Annotated in this window: 14 protein-coding genes; 1 reads left to right on the forward strand and 13 read right to left on the reverse strand. The window is 53.8% G+C overall.

Features of this window, described 5'->3' with window-relative positions:
• Positions 1-152: 152 nt before the first annotated feature.
• From JWF83_RS12665 to JWF83_RS12725, 13 genes are all read right to left on the reverse strand, one after another.
• A complete protein-coding gene (locus JWF83_RS12665) occupies positions 153-1,967 on the reverse strand; it encodes a glycoside hydrolase family 15 protein (RefSeq protein ID WP_413650568.1) in 1,815 nt (604 codons plus the stop codon).
• Between the two features lie 161 nt (positions 1,968-2,128).
• A complete protein-coding gene (locus tag JWF83_RS12670) occupies positions 2,129-2,662 on the reverse strand; it encodes a flavodoxin (RefSeq protein ID WP_413650569.1) in 534 nt (177 codons plus the stop codon).
• Positions 2,663-2,958: 296 nt separating this feature from the next.
• Positions 2,959-6,471 (reverse strand): pyruvate:ferredoxin (flavodoxin) oxidoreductase, encoded by a 3,513-nt coding sequence (nifJ, locus tag JWF83_RS12675; protein ID WP_413650570.1) that lies wholly within the window; start codon positions 6,469-6,471, stop codon positions 2,959-2,961.
• 341 nt (positions 6,472-6,812) lie between these two features.
• Entirely contained in the window at positions 6,813-7,829 is a 1,017-nt protein-coding gene (locus JWF83_RS12680; RefSeq protein WP_413650571.1) for a sigma 54-interacting transcriptional regulator, read from the reverse strand.
• A gap of 3 nt (positions 7,830-7,832) precedes the next feature.
• Complete coding sequence (locus JWF83_RS12685) at positions 7,833-9,452, reverse strand: sigma-54 interaction domain-containing protein (RefSeq protein WP_413650572.1); 1,620 nt, start codon at positions 9,450-9,452, stop codon at positions 7,833-7,835.
• A 275-nt stretch (positions 9,453-9,727) separates the two neighbouring features.
• Positions 9,728-10,363 (reverse strand): Fe-only nitrogenase accessory AnfO family protein, encoded by a 636-nt coding sequence (locus JWF83_RS12690; protein WP_413650573.1) that lies wholly within the window; start codon positions 10,361-10,363, stop codon positions 9,728-9,730.
• Between the two features lie 29 nt (positions 10,364-10,392).
• The gene (locus JWF83_RS12695) at positions 10,393-10,896 is read right to left on the reverse strand and encodes a pyridoxamine 5'-phosphate oxidase family protein (RefSeq protein ID WP_413650574.1); all 504 of its coding nucleotides are present in this window, start codon (positions 10,894-10,896) and stop codon (positions 10,393-10,395) included.
• A 17-nt stretch (positions 10,897-10,913) separates the two neighbouring features.
• A complete protein-coding gene (locus JWF83_RS12700; protein ID WP_413650575.1) occupies positions 10,914-11,324 on the reverse strand; it encodes a hypothetical protein in 411 nt (136 codons plus the stop codon).
• 85 nt (positions 11,325-11,409) lie between these two features.
• Complete coding sequence (gene anfK, locus JWF83_RS12705) at positions 11,410-12,798, reverse strand: Fe-only nitrogenase subunit beta (protein WP_413650576.1); 1,389 nt, start codon at positions 12,796-12,798, stop codon at positions 11,410-11,412.
• A gap of 11 nt (positions 12,799-12,809) precedes the next feature.
• Positions 12,810-13,160 carry a Fe-only nitrogenase subunit delta gene (gene anfG, locus JWF83_RS12710; RefSeq protein ID WP_413650577.1) on the reverse strand — a complete coding sequence of 117 codons (351 nt, stop codon included), beginning with the start codon at positions 13,158-13,160 and terminating at the stop codon, positions 12,810-12,812.
• Positions 13,157-14,740, reverse strand: coding sequence for a nitrogenase iron-iron protein, alpha chain (anfD, locus tag JWF83_RS12715; RefSeq protein WP_413650578.1), 1,584 nt, complete (start codon positions 14,738-14,740; stop codon positions 13,157-13,159). Before anfD ends, anfG begins: the two co-directional genes overlap by 4 nt.
• Before the next feature lie 29 nt (positions 14,741-14,769).
• A complete protein-coding gene (gene nifH, locus JWF83_RS12720; RefSeq protein WP_413650579.1) occupies positions 14,770-15,597 on the reverse strand; it encodes a nitrogenase iron protein in 828 nt (275 codons plus the stop codon).
• Between the two features lie 320 nt (positions 15,598-15,917).
• Positions 15,918-16,493, reverse strand: a complete 576-nt coding sequence (locus tag JWF83_RS12725) for a DedA family protein (protein WP_413650580.1) — start codon at positions 16,491-16,493, stop codon at positions 15,918-15,920.
• A gap of 211 nt (positions 16,494-16,704) precedes the next feature.
• On the opposite strand from JWF83_RS12725, the gene JWF83_RS12730 reads away from it, so the two are divergent.
• A complete protein-coding gene (locus JWF83_RS12730) occupies positions 16,705-17,292 on the forward strand; it encodes a Yip1 family protein (protein ID WP_413650581.1) in 588 nt (195 codons plus the stop codon).
• Positions 17,293-17,330: the final 38 nt, after the last annotated feature.

Raw genomic sequence — 17,330 nt, forward strand, 5'->3', positions numbered from 1 at the left:
AGAGTCGACCCATTTCCGGACTGTGACCGGGTGCACATTATATGGGCATAATGCCCTCAGAAGAAACCAGGATTTTTCGCGGTTGAACTAACTTTACGTAAAATTGTCTGTCAGAGCGTCAGTTGTTACCGGTGGTGACAATTTAATTTGCTTCAGGGTTGCCAGAGCGGCACTTCACCACTCAGTTTGCGGTTGAGAAAGAACGCGGTACTGATGAGCGCCAGATGACTCAGCGCCTGCGGAATATTACCCAGCGGATAGCCGCGTGCGTCGAACTCTTCGGCATACAGTCCCAGCGGATTGGCGTAGCTGAGCAGTTTTTCGAATTCAAAATGGGCTTCTTCAACGCGCCCGGCCCGCGCCAGACACTCGACATACCAGAAGGAACAGGCGGCGAATGCCCCTTCAATGCCGCGTAAGCCATCAGCAGGGGTTTCGTCGATGTTATAGCGCCGCACCAGGCCATCACTGACCAGATGCTGCTTAATCGCGTCCAGCGTTGCCAGCCACTGTGGATCGGTGGCGCCGACAAAACGCACCAGCGGCATCAGCAGCATTGAGGCATCCAGCGACTTGCCGTGGCGGGTGGCGCTAAAATGACCGCGCGCTGTATTCCAGAAATTTTGCCAGATATCCGCGCGGATCTCGGCGCGGACTTTATCCCAGCGCTGATAAGGCATCGACAGGGAGCGTTTCATTCCCAGCCGCAGTGCGCGATCCAGCGCCACCCAGCACATCAGCCGGGAATGCAAAAAATGTTGCGGCTCGCCGCGCATCTCCCAGATACCGGCATCCGGCTGGTTCCAGTTTTCGCAGACATAATCGATCATCCGCTGCACATTCTCCCAGCCGCGATGAGAAATCGCCTCGCCATACTTATTCGCCAGATAGATGGCGTCCATCAGTTCGCCATAAATATCCAGTTGGGTCTGGCGCCAGGCGTCATTACCGATGCGTACCGGTGATGAACCGGCGTAACCGGCAAGATTCAGCAGTTCAATTTCCTGCAACTCGGTACCGCTATCCAGCCGGTACATCACCTGCAGCTTCTCTTCATCGTGGTGGCTATTCTCCACACAGCGCGCTACCCACTGGGTAAAGCGTTTCGCTTCCGACACATAACCGAGCCGCATCAGGGCGTACATACTAAAAGAGGCATCGCGGATCCACGAGGCGCGGTAATCCCAGTTACGTACGCCGCCGGGTTCTTCCGGCAGGCCAAAGGTGGCGGCAGCGGCGATCGAGCCGTGTTGCCAGGAGGTAAGCAGTTTCAATACCAGCGCAGAACGATTGACCATCTCCTGCCAGCGGCCATGGTATTGGCTTTTTGCCGACCAGCGGCGCCAGTAATTAAGGGTTTCCCGGAAACAATAATCTGTTTCCAGCGTCGCCAGATGATCATCATCGGCAGAGCCGAAGATAAACTCGGCGTGCTCGCCGCTTTTCAGAGTAAAACTGGCTACGGCGGCATCTCCTTCAACCGTCAGCTCACGGTTGCCCGCCAGACACAGGGTTGGCTGTCCGGCCGCGGAAAAGATCACGGTATTCGCCTGCCGGCTGGCCCCGGTTTTGGCGCGGGCATAATCATGCACCGGCGCGCAGCGCAGCTGAAAGCGAACTTCGCCATGCACCATTTTTACCCGGCGTACAATGCGCGGCTGTTTGTCCTGCTCATCGCATAGCGGCATATAGTCGGTAATTTCGGCCACGCCCTCGCTGGCCAGCCAGCGGGTTTGCAGAATATTGCTATCGGGCAGATAGAGTTGCTGGCGGCGTGCCTGCGGCCAGTCGGGGGCAATACTGAACAGCCCCGATTGATCGCTGTCGAGCAGCGCGCTAAACACGGAGGGGCTATCGAGGTCAGGCCAGCAGAAGTAATCTATGGTGCCATCGCTGGCAATCAGTGCGCAGGTTCGTAAATCGCCAATCACGCCGTGATCGCCAATCGGTCTTTTCACCTGATTCATAACGCTCCCGTTTAAATTCACTACAGCCAGTAACTATAGTCAATCAGCCGCACCGCAGGACGGCAGAAGCGCAACGAAGTGTAACCCCGCGGGCAGAGGGGCGGCCGCGGGCAAAAAGAGAGCCGCGGGAGCCATTAACGGCTCCCGCGGTGGCGTTGCAATTACAGTACGGCCATTTTGATTTTTTCCAGCCAGCTGTCGATACGCTCTTCGGTAAGGTCGTATTGATTTTCCTGATCCAGTGGTAGCCCGACGAATTCATTATCATCCAGCAGAGCGGCGGAGAAGGAGAATTGATAACCTTCGCGCGACCAGTTACCGACCACCGAGGCGCCGCGCGCAATCACGATGTCGTACAGGATGCGCATGGCGCTGACAAAATTAGCGGAATAATTTACCTGATCGCCAAGCCCAAACAACGCTACGGTTTTACCGCTCAGATCGGCGGCGGTCAGCGTGTCAACAAACTCCAGCCATGAGTCGTACTGGCTGCCGGAATCAATCCCCGGCAGTTCGCCGTTACCCAGCGTGGGTGTGCCCAGCAGCAAGATGGGATAGGCAAAAAATTGTTCAGGGGTTGCACGTCTGATATCCAGCGGGGCGTCGGCGGCTCCGTCCAGTTTTTGATGGATCAGTTTCGCCACTTTGCGTGTTTGTCCGGTATCAGAACCAAAAAAGATGCCGATGTTGGCCATAGTACTCTCCTGACAGATTAGGTAATGCGTTAAAGGAATAAGTAAGCCGTTTATTGGCTGATGGATAAAAAAATAAAAGCGAACTTTGTGCCAGTTCTGCCGCGGGAAGCCTGACTGCGTAAATGATGAATTATCAGCATATTACGGCTGCGCTGGCGGCCAGCATCCGGCGATAGATTCATTCGCGACTCTCCCGTCAGAAAAAATGTCGTATCCAGCCGACAAATTGTGAAAAGAGCGACATTTTTGCTGGCCCGGTGGCGCTCATACCGGGCCAGAGCATCGCGAGGGGATTCTCAGGAGGAGGCGAGTTTTTGATACCCCGCCAGCCGCTCGCGGGCATCCTCCTCGGTCTGTTTAAACAGCGACTCGGCAAGTTCGGGATACTGTTTTTTCAGCGATGAGTAACGAACCTCTCCGGCGAGGAACTGCTGGAAATCCTCTTCCGGCTCGTCCGAATCAAGGACAAAGGGATTTTTGCCTGCCTGTTTCCACTCTGGATGGTAACGGTAGTTCGCCCAGTAACCCGCTTCAACGGCGCGTTTGGCTTCCCGCTGGCTGCATCCCATACCAATACGTAACCCGTGGTTGATACAGGCCGCATAGGCAATAATCAGTGATGGCCCGGGATACGCTTCCGCTTCGGCAATTGCCCGCAGCGTCTGGTTTTTGTCTGCTCCCATTGCCACCTGGGCGACATAGACATAGCCGTAACTCATCGCCATCATGCCGAGATCTTTCTTGCGGGTCTTTTTACCGCTGGCGGCAAATTGGGCAATCGCTGCCGTCGGGGTCGATTTCGATGACTGGCCGCCGGTGTTCGAGTACACCTCGGTATCAAATACCAGTACGTTGACATCTTTGCCCGACGCCAGCACATGATCCAGACCGCCAAATCCAATATCGTAGGCCCAGCCGTCCCCGCCAAAAATCCAGTGGGAGCGTTTTGCCAGATAGTCGCGATGGGCATAGATCTTGTCGAGGGTAACATTCTCACCGGGGGTCTGGCTGGCCAGCAGCGTCAGCAGTTTATCCGCCCGCTCGCGGGTGCCTTCTCCCTGGTCTTTATAGGCCAGCCACTCCTGCAGGGCGCTGGACAGCGCGGCATTAAGTGGCGTTGCCAGTGCGGTTGTCACCAGATTGGTAAGGGTATCGCGCATGGCATCCACCCCCAGCAGCATGCCAAGACCAAATTCGGCATTATCTTCAAACAGCGAGTTAGCCCAGGTTGGCCCTTGCCCTTTATGGTTGGTGGTGTAAGGGATAGACGGGGCGCTGGCCCCCCAGATCGAGGAGCAACCGGTAGCATTGGCGATCATCATCCGGTCGCCAAACAGCTGGGTCACCAGTTTGGCGTAAGGGGTTTCGCCACAGCCGCCACAGGCGCCGGAGAATTCCAGCAGCGGTTGTTCAAACTGGCTGCCTTTAACCGTGAACTTATTCAGCGGGTTGGCTTTCGGCGGCAGGGTTAGCGCGTGTTGCCACAGATCGATCTGATGCTGCTGTGATTCCAGTGGCTGCATCGCCAGCGCTTTGCCTTTCACCGGACAGACATCAGCACAGTTACCACAGCCGGAGCAATCAAGCGGAGAAATCGCCATATGATACCAGGCATCTGCTGCGCCGGCGGCCGCTTTGGCGTTCAGGCCCTCCGGCGCGTTTTGCATCTCCTGCGCGGTAAGTAACAGCGGGCGGATCGCCGCGTGCGGGCAAATAAAGGCGCACTGATTGCACTGGGTACATTTATCCATTTGCCAGACCGGCACATTGATTGCGATTCCGCGTTTTTCCCAGGCTGCGGTGCCCGATGGAAAACTGCCATCTTCCATACCATTAAACATACTCACCGGCAGTAAATCACCTTCCTGCCGGTTCATGGGGATCAGGATATCTTTAATAAAAGCGGGCAGGGTTTTTTGCGTCACTGCGGGTTCCTGCGCCAGGCGCCAGGCGGCCGGAATGGTCACCGCGGTGACAAATTCCATCCCTTTATCAACCGCCATACTGTTCATATCGACAATTTTTTGCCCTTTATTCCCGTATGAATCGGCAATGCCCTGCTTCAGATAGTCGGTAGCGGCAGCCTGCGGGATAATGTCCGCCAGCTTAAAAAATGCTGCCTGCATAATCATATTGAAACGCCCGCCTAATCCCAGCTGTTGGGCAATAGCCACGGCATTAACGGTATAAAAGCGGATATGGTTGTCAGCAATATAGCGTTTCATCGCCGTGGGAAGTTTCTCATCCAGCTCCGCCGCATCCCAGCTACTGTTCAGCAGAAAGATACCATTGGGTTTCAGCCCCGCGAGTAAGTGGTATTTAGTGACATAAGATTGTTGCGAGCAGGAGATAAAATCAGCCTGGTGGATCAGATAGGGGGATTTCACTGGCCGGTCGCCAAAGCGTAAATGGGACATGGTGACGCCGCCGGATTTCTTCGAATCATAGGCGAAGTAAGCCTGCGCATACATATCGGTATTATCGCCAATAATCTTGATCGCGCTTTTATTGGCGCCGACGGTACCATCCGATCCTAATCCCCAGAATTTACAGGCGGTAATCCCTGCGGATGAGGTGTCAATATCGCGTACCGGGGCTGGCAGCGAGGTAAAGGTGACATCATCGGTAATCCCTACGGTAAAGCCATCCTGTGGCTGCGCAAGGGTGAGGTTGTCGTAGATGGAAATAATATGGCTGGGCAGAATATCTTTGCCCCCGAGCGCGTAGCGCCCGCCGACGATCAGCGGGCGCCAGTCGCTATTATAGAAGGCGCTTTTCACATCCAGATAGAGTGGCTCAGCCAGCGATCCCGGCTCTTTGGTGCGATCGAGGACGGCGATGTTGCGCACGCTTTTCGGGATATAGCGAAAAAAATGCTCCAGAGAAAAAGGTCGGTACAGGTGGACAGTCAGTACGCCCACTTTCTCCCCGCTGGCATTCAGATAATCCACCGTTTCCTGGATGGTTTCGCATACCGAACCCATGGCAATGATCAGCCGGTCGGCATCCGCGGCGCCATAATAATTGAACAGGTGATACTCGCGGCCCGTGAGCTGGCTAATCTCAGCCATCAGAGACTCAACTAATTCAGGCAAGGCGGCATAAAATTTATTCGATGCTTCGCGTTGCTGAAAATAGATGTCCGGGTTCTGTGCGGTGCCACGCACCAGCGGATGATCCGGGTGCAATGCATTTTGACGAAAGCGCGCCACTGCATCCCAGTCCAGTAGGGCGCCTAACTCCGCATAGTCGAGCAGTTCGATTTTTTGAATTTCGTGTGAGGTGCGAAAACCATCAAAAAAGTTGATAAACGGGATCCGGCCCTTGATCGCCGCCAGATGGGCAACCGCGCTGAGATCCATCACCTGCTGTACGCTGCTTTCCGCCAGCATGGCGCAGCCGGTCTGCCGGACCGCCATAACATCCTGATGGTCGCCAAAGATATTCAGTGAGTTGGTGGCTAATGCCCGGGCACTGACATGAAAAACCGCCGGCAGCAGTTCACCGGCGATTTTATACATATTGGGCGTCATTAATAATAGCCCTTGCGAGGCAGTGTAGGTCGTCGCCAGCGCCCCGGCCTGTAAAGCGCCATGTATCGCCCCGGCGGCGCCGGATTCCGACTGCATCTCAATAATTTTTACCGTCTGGCCAAACAGGTTCTTTTTACCCTGCGCCGCCCACTCGTCAACGCTCTCCGCCATCGGCGTTGAGGGCGTAATCGGATAAATGGCGGTAACATCCGTGAATGCATAAGACACATAGGCGGCTGCCGTATTGCCGTCCATGGTTTTCATTTTTCTGGGCATAAATCACTCTCCGGTTGGTGATGAAGAGATGCGCAGAAGGGCCGGCAGTCAAGATGACTGATGCACGATGAGCCATCGGGATCGCCGTGTCATGTTATTTACCCACCCTTCCTATCCTTCACTGTCTGTTTACGGGTCTGAAGCTCGACATTGCTCAATAGCGTGTTAGCGGATCTAAGCATGGAGCATGCCAGCGGGTGAGTGACGGGGTAATATGTTTAAAAACAGCGTGTTAACTGATTTTTTTGTCAGCATCGTCGGCTAACGGACTGTCGTGATTGCATGCTTCGGCACATATTTGTTGGCAACTTGTCAGTACGCTGACATTGTCACTGTCATGGTTAAAACTTCTTTACCTCGATCTGCAGTTTTTCCAGCGCGTAATACAGCTGACGTGGAGTGATATTTAGCAGGCGCGCGGCTTTTGCTTTTACCCAGCCACTTTTCTCCAGTGCGCTAATAAAACGGTGACGTATCTCATCATGGCGATCGTAGCCATTGCTGGTGGTGGAAATCGGCAGAAAGACCTGTGGCAGCGAGGCGGCCGGCGGGTTAGCCTGGCGGCTATAGTGACTGACTTTAAAATTCAGCTGCTGACGCAGACATTGATCTGCCTGACAGGGGAGCCGATCGATCTCATCTTTCTGCCGATTCAGCACCGCATATTCGAGGCAGTTTTCCAGATCTCTGACATTTGCCGGCCACTGACAGGTGGCGAGCGGAGCCAGCGCAGCATTGCTGATGGACAGACTGAGGTTATTACTGCGGTTAAAACGGGTAAAAAAGTTGGCCACCAGTTGCGGAATATCTTCCCGACGCTCCTGCAAGGACGGCAGGATAATGGTAGCCACATGCAGCCGGTAATAGAGCTCTGGCAGGAAGCTTTCTGCCGCGACACGCTGTTCGAGGTTTTTTTCCGTCGCACAGACAATACGCAGGCTGCAGGGCAGTAAACTGCTGCCATCCAGTGAACGGTACTGCTCTTCCTGCACCAGGTGCAGCAGACACTTTTGCATCGGCAGCGTAAAGTGACCAATCTCACTGAGAAACAGCGTGCCGTGCCGCTGATGGCTGGCACAGGTGGCATCACGATGCTGCTGTAACAGGGCCAGCAGAGTTTGCTCACTGGCGGCGTAGTCACAGCTCCATTTAATAAACGGGCCGGCAGCGTGCGCTGACTGTGCATGGATGGCGCGGGCGATCCCCTCTTTTCCGCTACCCGGCTCGCCACGCAGCAACACCGGCGAAGTAGCAGGGGCGAGACGTGCGGTGTTTGCCATCACCTGCTTCATCGCCGGCGAATGGGCCACAATCTGGTTAACATCATGTTCCGACCAGGCCGGTTTATCTCTTGCCATCGGTTAATTTCCTTCGCTGCGATAGCGTTTATAGTCCAGCTGATATTTGGCCATCCGTAGCCCGAGGGCGCGCCGGGTGGTGCCCAGTTGGGCGGCGGTTTTCGAGATATTGCCACGATGGCGCATCAGGGATTCGACGATAATGTCGTACTCGATCTTCGCCAGCCGGGCTTCCAGACCGGTCATCGCTTCGCTATCCACGCCAGACAGCGGCGGTAAATTGATCGGCAGATGATAACTGTGAATAAATCCCTCTTCGGCTAACAGCACCGCACGCTCCATCATATTCTCCAGTTCGCGCACGTTTCCCGGCCAGTCATAGCTGAGCAGCAGGTTTAATGCCGGAGTGGAGAGGGTGGGCACATCGACATGCTGCTCACGGGCAAACCAGGAGTTAAAGTGATCGGCAAGGATCAGGATGTCGTTACCGCGTTCGCGCAGCGGGGGAACGGTCAGGGGAAACACATTCAGGCGATAAAACAGATCTTCACGGAAGGTACCGCTGGCGACCATTTCGCGCAGATCGCGATGGGTCGCGGCAATAATGCGGACATTGACCTTAATGGTTTCATTACTGCCGACGCGTTCAAAGCAGCGTTCCTGGAGAACCCGCAGTAGCTTGGCTTGCGCGGACGGAGAGAGTTCACCGACTTCATCGAGAAAGATTGTGCCGCCGTTGGCCTCTTCGAAACGGCCGACCCGGCGTGAGATGGCCCCGGTAAAGGCGCCGCGTTCATGCCCAAATAACTCGCTTTCCATAACGCTTTCCGGCAGGGAAGCGCAGTTGAATTTGACGAAGGGGCCCTGGGCGCAGTGGCTATGGTAGTGAATGGTGCTGGCGACGCGCTCCTTGCCGACGCCGCTCTCACCGAGGATCAGAACGGTGGTGCGCGCGCCACTGACCTTTTCGATCAGGCGATACACCATCTGCATGGCGCGGGAATTACCAATAATGTCGCGTGGTTTGAATTTTTCCGACAACAGGGTTTTTTCGCGATGGTCCTGTTCGCGCAGCGCTTTTTTATGGGCGCTTTCCAGCAGATACAGCTCTACGGCCTGGGCAATGGTGGTGGCGATAATGCGCAATACTTCCAGATCGAGATACAGTAACTGGTCATTATTGTACAGGCGCTCAATACTGATGGTGCCCATCACTTTTAAGCCGCGAACAATGGGGACACAGATAAAGGAGAGATGCCGGTCGCGGGTTTTGTCCCAACTGCCGGTGCGGTTGAGAAACTGCGGGCTATCGGCAATCAGTGGCACAATAATCGGCTGCCGGGTTTCAACCACTTTGCCGGTGATGCCCTCACCCAGATAGTAAACGCCTTTTTCGGCCTCCTCCGGCGATAAGCCAAAGCTCTCATGAATAAAAATCTGATCGCAACTGGCATCATATAACGAGATGATTGCCCGGGTGACCTGCAGATGCTTTTGTGTCAGCTCCAGTACCAGTTTTAGGGTCTTGGACAGAGAGCCTTCGTGACTCACCACTTTGCTGACTTCAGATAACAGCGGCAGCAGTTCGGAGCGACACTCTCCTAAGCGGCAGGTAAATGAGAGCGGCTCAAACAGACCATGGTCGAAATCAGCTTTATTTTCATTCTTATAACGGTGAGGCATTTTCATCTTCTCCAGGTGCGACATGATTGATGCCAGGGGATGCCAGCGCTGACGCAAGGAGGGGCAGAAACGACCGCCTTATCCCTTTGCTAAGTGGGTATTGCAGTAACATCGTTTGCAAGAACAGAGCCAGAATGGTCTGCCGGAGGGGTGATTTAACCCTTTGATTTAAATTAAAATAATCTGACACCTGCGCACGCGGCAGATTATTTTGTACCCAAAAGAACAAAGATGAGTCAGGTTGTTCATTGTGGAACACTCTTGAAGGCCGGCAATCAGGAAGCGGCGAGGGGCGCCAGTGGTGAAACTACCGCACAGAGCTGGCCTCTGGCATTAATCTCGCTGCGTACCTGCAGCTGTAAGGCCGGAAGCTCACGGGCGAACCACTTTGGCAGATGATCGCAGACGACATTAAGCTGGTGGAAAGCGCGACCAGTCAATACAGGCAGCAGCAGCTGTTTTGATGTCAGTGCGCGATCACTGTTGAGCGCGGCGATTAAATCGATCTCAAACTCCCCGGGTTGCGCGCCTGCGGTCATAAATTTTGCCGAAAATGACGCCAGCGGATCCGCTGGCCGATCGGCAGCCTGCTGGCGGATGGCATCCAGCCAGTAAGGCAGGGCCTGTAGATTGCCCTGCGCCTGCCAGATCTGTACGCCAAGACCATCCAGCCAGGCAATTTGCGCTCCCTGCATGCGGTTTACCAGCAGATGCCGGCAATCGGGTATTGCCGAGCGCAGCCGCCAGGTTTGCTGGCGGATCTCGGCTAAGCCTGGCTGCGGCGCCAGCTGGACAGGAAGTGTCTTCACCACTTGCCAGCGCCGCTCACGGCGCGCAAACAGCATAAGATTGCCGGTTTCAAACAGGGTGGCAATCTCTCCCTGCAGATTGATAAAGACCGCTATTTCCATCGGCGCCTCCTGTATGCTGGCTGGCAGCGTTAAAAACCGTGGGACTTCCCTTTCATCGACAGGATGTTAATCCTGGTCACCAGGGTCGCTTTCAGATTTGCTTCCGGGTACTGGAAGGTTTTCGCGCTAAAGCCAGCGACAATGCGATCCAGTACCGCGATTTTTTCCGCCATATCCTCAATAAATTCAGCTTCACCCAACCCGATCACCGTTCGATGACGTGCTTCAAAGTCACAGATCTGCTGATCTTCAATCACTCCATGATCGAGGGAGATGGCGAAACAGACCTGATTATTTTTCTTTAAGATATTGATCTTGGTTCCACTTCTGGCCGAATGGAAATAGAGAGCCTGGCCATCCCAGGCATAAAACACCGGCACCAGAAAAGGGACATTATCGCTGGATAAAGCCAGATACATGACTTTGCCCGCCCTGATAATCTGTTCTATCTGCTGTGGATCGGTGATTTCCCTTTCATCCCGGCGCATTGCGCCATGGGGATGGCCTGGCGGCATGGTTTTCTCACTGGACACGGGCTAATCCTCCAAAATCACTCTTCATCTGGCACCAGCGACCGGGTCAGGGCGGCAAGCCGCGCGCAAATAGAGAGAATCGACTCTTTATCTGCCGTCCCCGGCGTCCCATGGTGATAGTCATCTAATGAACAGATGCCAAAGATATTATCCAGCGCGCGGATCCCGGCGCTTAGCGCCGGGTCCAGCGGCATCACCTCTTCGACAGAGGAGAGCAGGCTGGCATAGTTATGGTTAAACGGCATGGTGGCGTGGCGTGCGCAGAGTGCTATCAGATAGCATTCAACGGCGATTGCCGCGACATTAAACACCAGGCTGGTCGACTGCTGCTGCCCGGCAAATAACTCCGCCCGCCGGTGATAGCCCCGGGCTTGCTGGTAGCAGCGCGCAAATTTTTTTTCATCGCTTTCAAATAGCTGTGTTGACATTTTCTGCTCCTGAACGGGTTGATAAACCGGGGTGATCCCCGGTTACCGGGCGCATGGCGTAGCCGGTACACCGGCTACGCCAGCGTTACCAGACGTTCAGCAGCCACTCTTTATTTTTCTTGTATTCCATATCGGTAAACAGAGCGTTGGCCATCTGCTCGGCCAGCCAGATGGCGCCGGCATAGCCCACCACCGGGTGACGATATAATCCGGCGCGGTCATAAGTCGGGAATCCCACCCGGACCATCGGGATCTTATTGTCAATCGCCGTGAATCGCCCTTTTGAGTGACCGAGGATCAGATCCAGCTCCAGATGCTGGTTGGTAATCCGATCTTCCAGTTCCCACAGGTCGGCATTGGTGATGATCTCCATCTTGTGCTGCACATTTTGCTGCAGGCTGGTGATACGCGGATCATTCTCATAACCGGCATTGTCATCCCCCAATAGCAGCAGCACCGGCTTCATCTCCAGATCGAGGCAGAACTCGGCCAGGCCGATCACCAGATCCGGGTTGCCGTAAATAGCGACTTTTTTGTCGGCGAGGAACATATGGACCAGGTCGGTTAGCGCATCCAGCGCAATACCCCGCTGACGTACCAGCGATGCCGGGATCGGTTTACCGGTCAGCTGTTGCAGATTTTGCAGCAGAGTATCGGTGTTACGAATACCAATTGGCGAAGGGCCAATAATGGTCGGTATATGAAAGGTCTCTTCCAGATAACGCGCCGCTTTTGCGCCTTCATAGCGGTTCAGCGCCAGCGTGCCGATAGCATTGGCGGTACCGGTCAAATCTTCAATGGTGGTGCCGCCATGTGAAACCGTGTTGCCTGATGGCATTAGCGGAGAGTCAAAATCTTCGATTTCAAACAGTACCGTGGCATCCACCTGCATTTCTGCCAGCAAATGCTTCAGGGCGGTGACATCGCCCGGATTAGCCCAGCCGGTCAGCAGATTGATCTTGCCGTTAGGCACGGTTTTTTGCGCGAAGTATTTCACAAACTCCCGTACCGTCAGATCGTAACCGGTCACCATACTGCCGACGAAACTGGGGGTATGAATGGGGATCAGATGCACTTCGCGGCCGGGAAATTTCTCTTTCAGCAAACCTTCGTTGAGTTTTCGTACCACCCCGTCGACATCATCGCCGATAACCTCGGTTGAACAGGTGGTGATAATCGGCACCACCCTGACATGGGGATAGCGCATCAGCAGCACGTCTACCGCCGTTTCGACCCGATCCAGGGCGCCGAATACCGCGCCATCCTCATGTACCGACGAGGAGGCAATCTCAAAACTCTCTTTTAAGTGCTGGGAGATCAGCAGGCGTACGAACATGACGCACCCCTGTCCGCCGTGCACAATACCGATACAATCCTTCACGCCAATGCTGGCGTACTGCGCCCCGGCCGGCTGACAGGTAAAGATCGGATTAATCACCCCGGCGCGATCTTTCACTTTTAATTCACAAGACATATCCGGCCCCTTTAATAACGTTGATCGGTGAGTTCGGCATTCAGCGAAGCGCTGATGGTCAGATAATCGATACGCTGATGCAGCGCCTGTATCAGACTGCGTATTGCGGCGTGTTCCATCCCCTGTAACCAGGCAAAACGCGCTTTGTAAGCATCCGCCAGCACCACAGCATCGACCCAGTAGCAGCGATCGGCGGGCGTCGAGAGATCAACCGGTTCGTCACATAAAATTTGCTGCACTTTGCCGAGAATACTGGCGTTCTGCTTTTCCCGGTCCCATTTGCGCGAGTGAAATTGCCAGAGGCAGTTTTTCATGATGTAGTCCACCATCAGCTCCACCGGCGATTGATCTGGCGTGGTCATGACTTCTCCTCCTCTGCTACTGCGCTGTCGCTGTTCTGCCGCGTGAAGTGTGGATATTCCCGTTCACGCAGTTTGGCAACACTGTCAAAACCGCCGCTATATTCACGCATCGCTTCCGAGGTGGTGATCTCAGGGCTGAGATTGGCATCCGAGAGCATCCTGGCGGTGACAAAGCCTTTATCTACCGGGATTGGATGCTGACTGATGTCGAGCATTGCCAGCTGATGGATCGGGGAATAGATGGCGTTATAGATGTCACGGGCAAAACGCACCCAGCCTTCGAAGCCTTTATAAGGGCCATTGTGATAGGCATGCGCATTGAGATAGGGCACCCGGATTTTCTTCGCCACTTCACCCGGTCTTTTTCCGGTAAAGATGACGTCCGGCTTCAGTTTGTACATCGCTTCGAGGGTCTCGAGCTCATTGGGATCGTCAATCGCCAGCGCGCCGGGTTCGCAACGGGCAATGCCTTTTTCCATATCCCCCTGATGACCGAATTTGGTATAGACCGACACCACTTCCAGCCCCATCTCCGCATGAATCACATGCGCCCAGTGCCAGAGTTTCGACCCGCCCGGCCACAGACAGACTTTTTTGCCTTTCAGGCGTTGGGTGTACCAGTCCAGCTCCGGTTTCCAGCGTGCCACTTCTTCATCGATAATCGCCTGGGCGCGATCTTCAATGCCGAAAAACATGCCGATTTTACGCAGCGAGTCAGCCAGCGGTTCAAAACCAAAACCGTCGATATCCAGTCGCGGAATGCCGTAGCGGGCGCGCAACTCATTGCAGATATATTCTGCCGAGCGGGCGCACTCCAGCACATTCAGATGGGCTCCCTGCATTGAACGCAGATCATCATAGGAGCCATTACCGGTAAAGGTAGAGAGCACCTGAATTCCCATACGTTTAAAATAGTCGACCATAATCTCCTGATCGCCCTGGATATTATATTCACCAACATAGTTAATGACATGATCGCTGGTAATTTTAGGTTCTACCGTGCCGACCTTTTGGTTAATCCAGGCAATATTGATCTTATGGTGACCTGCCGACTGACTGGGGCCGGCAAAACCCGGCGAGTTGCAGACAAAAATATCAACATCAGGCCGTTCATCCATCACATCCTGGGCTACCGCATTCAGATCATCACCAATAAGTGCCGAGGCACAGGTTTGATAGATGGTCATACGCTTAATTTCAGGGTGGGCATCAAAGGCTTCATTGATATTTTTCTTTAACACCCCTTCGGCGCCAAAGACGATATGTTTTTCCTTCATATCTGTAGCGAAGGTGTATTTTAACTGAAAGTTATCATTATCACTGATATAACGTTTGGTCTGCCAGGTATCATAGGTGCAGCCGACCGGACCATGGCTGATATGGATAACGTCTTTCATCGGGGTGCCGATAACATGCTTGGCGCCACAATAAGCGCACCCGCGTTCGGAAATGGTGCCCGGAATGGTATTTAAATACCCCAGCGGCAGCGCGGAGGTAATATCCTCATCAGGACCTTTTTCAACCGCGTGTTGCTTTCGTTCCGGGATACATTTGCTGCAGTCAAACTCATGGTAAGGCATGGTTTATTCCTTATCTCAATCGCTAGTATTTAGTCAGAGAGACCGTATTTCACTACCATGGCTTCCAGTTGATCCATCGTCAGCGGATGAGGGATGACAAAGTTGGTATTGTCGATAATTTTTCGCCCTAACTCGCTGTATTCTCTTGCCTGATTGGCTTGCGGATCAAATTCGGTAACGGTTTTTTTATTGAACTCCGCCTTCTGCACAATATTATCGCGCGGGACAAAATGGATCATATGAGTACCGATAGCGGCGGTAAACTCTTCGAGGAATTCTTTTTCACCATCCACATTGCGACTGTTACAGATGATACCGCCAAGACGTACGCCGCTTTGTTTCGCGTATTTGACTAATCCTTTGCAGATATTATTGGCGGCGTAAATTGCCATCATTTCGCCAGAGGCGACAATATACACTTCCTGTGCTTTGCCATCGCGAATCGGCATGGCAAAACCGCCGCAAACCACATCACCTAAAACATCGAAAAAAATAAAATCCAGATCTTCACTATAGGCTTTATTATTTTCCATTAAATCGATGGCGGTAATAACCCCACGACCCGCACAGCCAACCCCTGGTTCCGGACCACCGGACTCGACGCAGTGAATATCAAATACCCCTTTTTTGACCACCATATCATTAGTGATTTTTTCAGCCCCCTGGTCGCGTAATACATCCATCAGCGTTTGCTGCGGTTTACCACCGAGGATCAGGCGGGTTGAATCCGCTTTGGGATCGCAACCGTGGATAAATACTTTTTTACCATGAAAAAAGGCCAGTGCGGCGGCAGTATTTTGTGTGGTGGTCGATTTACCGATACCACCCTTGCCATAGATCGCTAATTTGCGTGTCATATTAAATATACCCTCTGAACGACATGAAATAAAAATAATCACCTTAGGGATAAGGCAATCAATGTGCCAGACGGCGGTTCAGTGGCGTTTTTTTTGCGCGAAACAGGGAATGAATGGATTATTGGCTGTTTTATATAAGATTATTTTTTTTGCCTGGCGGCAGCAATAACCCGATCGCGCCGTATTATCCGGCGCGCGCTGTGTTTAATTAGCACCAGCAGGTACTTTATTACGGCAGAGTGTTCCGGCTGGTATTTAATTTCCCGCGTTATATGACAGCGTATGGCAGACACGGCATGCGCCATACGCTGTCGCCGCCGCTAAGGGTCGCGCTTATTCGACCAGTGGCGTACTGCCAGTCGCAGCCCCCAGGCCAGCGCGATCGCTGCCAGCAGCCACAGCAGCGGTTTTAAGTGCCGGTCGAGCTGATGCAACCATGGCGCAATCACCTCGCCGCCGAGATAGCCGAGGGTGACAAAAATCAACGACCAGATCAGCGCGCCAATCACATTTAACAGAAAGAATTTGGCGGGTTTTAAGCGGCTGGCGCCAATGATTATCGGGCCTATCAACCGCAAGCCGTACATAAAGCGCACGCCAATCACAAATAACGTCGGGCGCTTGCGGATCAGCTTATTGGCTTTGGTGATTTTATCCTGATGCTTACGAAAACGCTTCAGGATGTTGTGGCCATAGTAGCGGCCAATAAAGAACAGCGCCTGATCGCCCAGCGTGCCGCCCAGCGCCGCCACCAGTACCACCCAGCCATAGTGCAGCAGCCCCTCGTGCGCCGCCACGCCGCCGAGCAGGGTGAAGGTTTCTCCTTCGGCCAGGCAACCGACTAACAGTGCCCAGTAACCATAGTGTGAAATCAGTCCATTTACGTCGATCGGCAAAACTTACCTTCCCGTGATTGCAGAGTGAACGGTTAATTTTATACCCGGATGTGGCTTGTCCGGGCAAAAAACGCCAGATTTAGCTTTTTTCCGCCACGGCGGCGCTGAGTTGCTGGAAAAATGTGCGCTGAGACAGCTAAAAGTGCTAACGGCAATTATACTTACTGCTGAATCCGCCGCTGGCGGTTAGTCGTTTCAGAGGAGTGATTTTATGAATCATGTCTGGGGACTGATGGCGCATCCCAACCGGGAAATGCGCAATATTAAGCAAGAAAACGAGAGCGTCTCGTACCACTACACCCACCATGTACTGATTATGGCGGCGATCCCGGTGATCTGCGCGTTTATCGGTACCACGCAGCTGGGATGGGATCTTGGTGCCGGACGGTTGGTGCAACTGACAACCTTCACCGCCATTACCTTAGCGTTGCTGTTTTATCTGCTGATTCTGGGAGGAGTAGCGGTAATGGGCCGGGTGATTCACTGGATGGCGCGCAACTATCCGCAACGCCCCAGCCTGCAACGCTGTACCGTATTTGCCGGTTATGTCGCCACGCCGCTGTTTTTAAGCGGACTGGTAGCGCTTTATCCGCTGGTGTGGCTCTGTCTGCTGGTGGGGGCGCTGGCGATGGTTTACACCGGTTATCTGCTGTATGTCGGCATTCCGCTGTTCCTGAATATCGACCGTGAAGAGAGTCTGCGCTTCTCCGGTTCAACGCTGGCGATCGGTATTCTGGTATTTGAGGTATTACTGGCCCTGACGGTGGTGATCTGGGGTTACGGTTATCTGATGTTCTGAGTCCGGCGGTCTGAGGCTGCAGCGGCACCGGTTGCCGC

Origin of the sequence: Pantoea sp. B65, assembly GCF_047308185.1 — a bacterium.
Classification (GTDB): domain Bacteria; phylum Pseudomonadota; class Gammaproteobacteria; order Enterobacterales; family Enterobacteriaceae; genus Erwinia.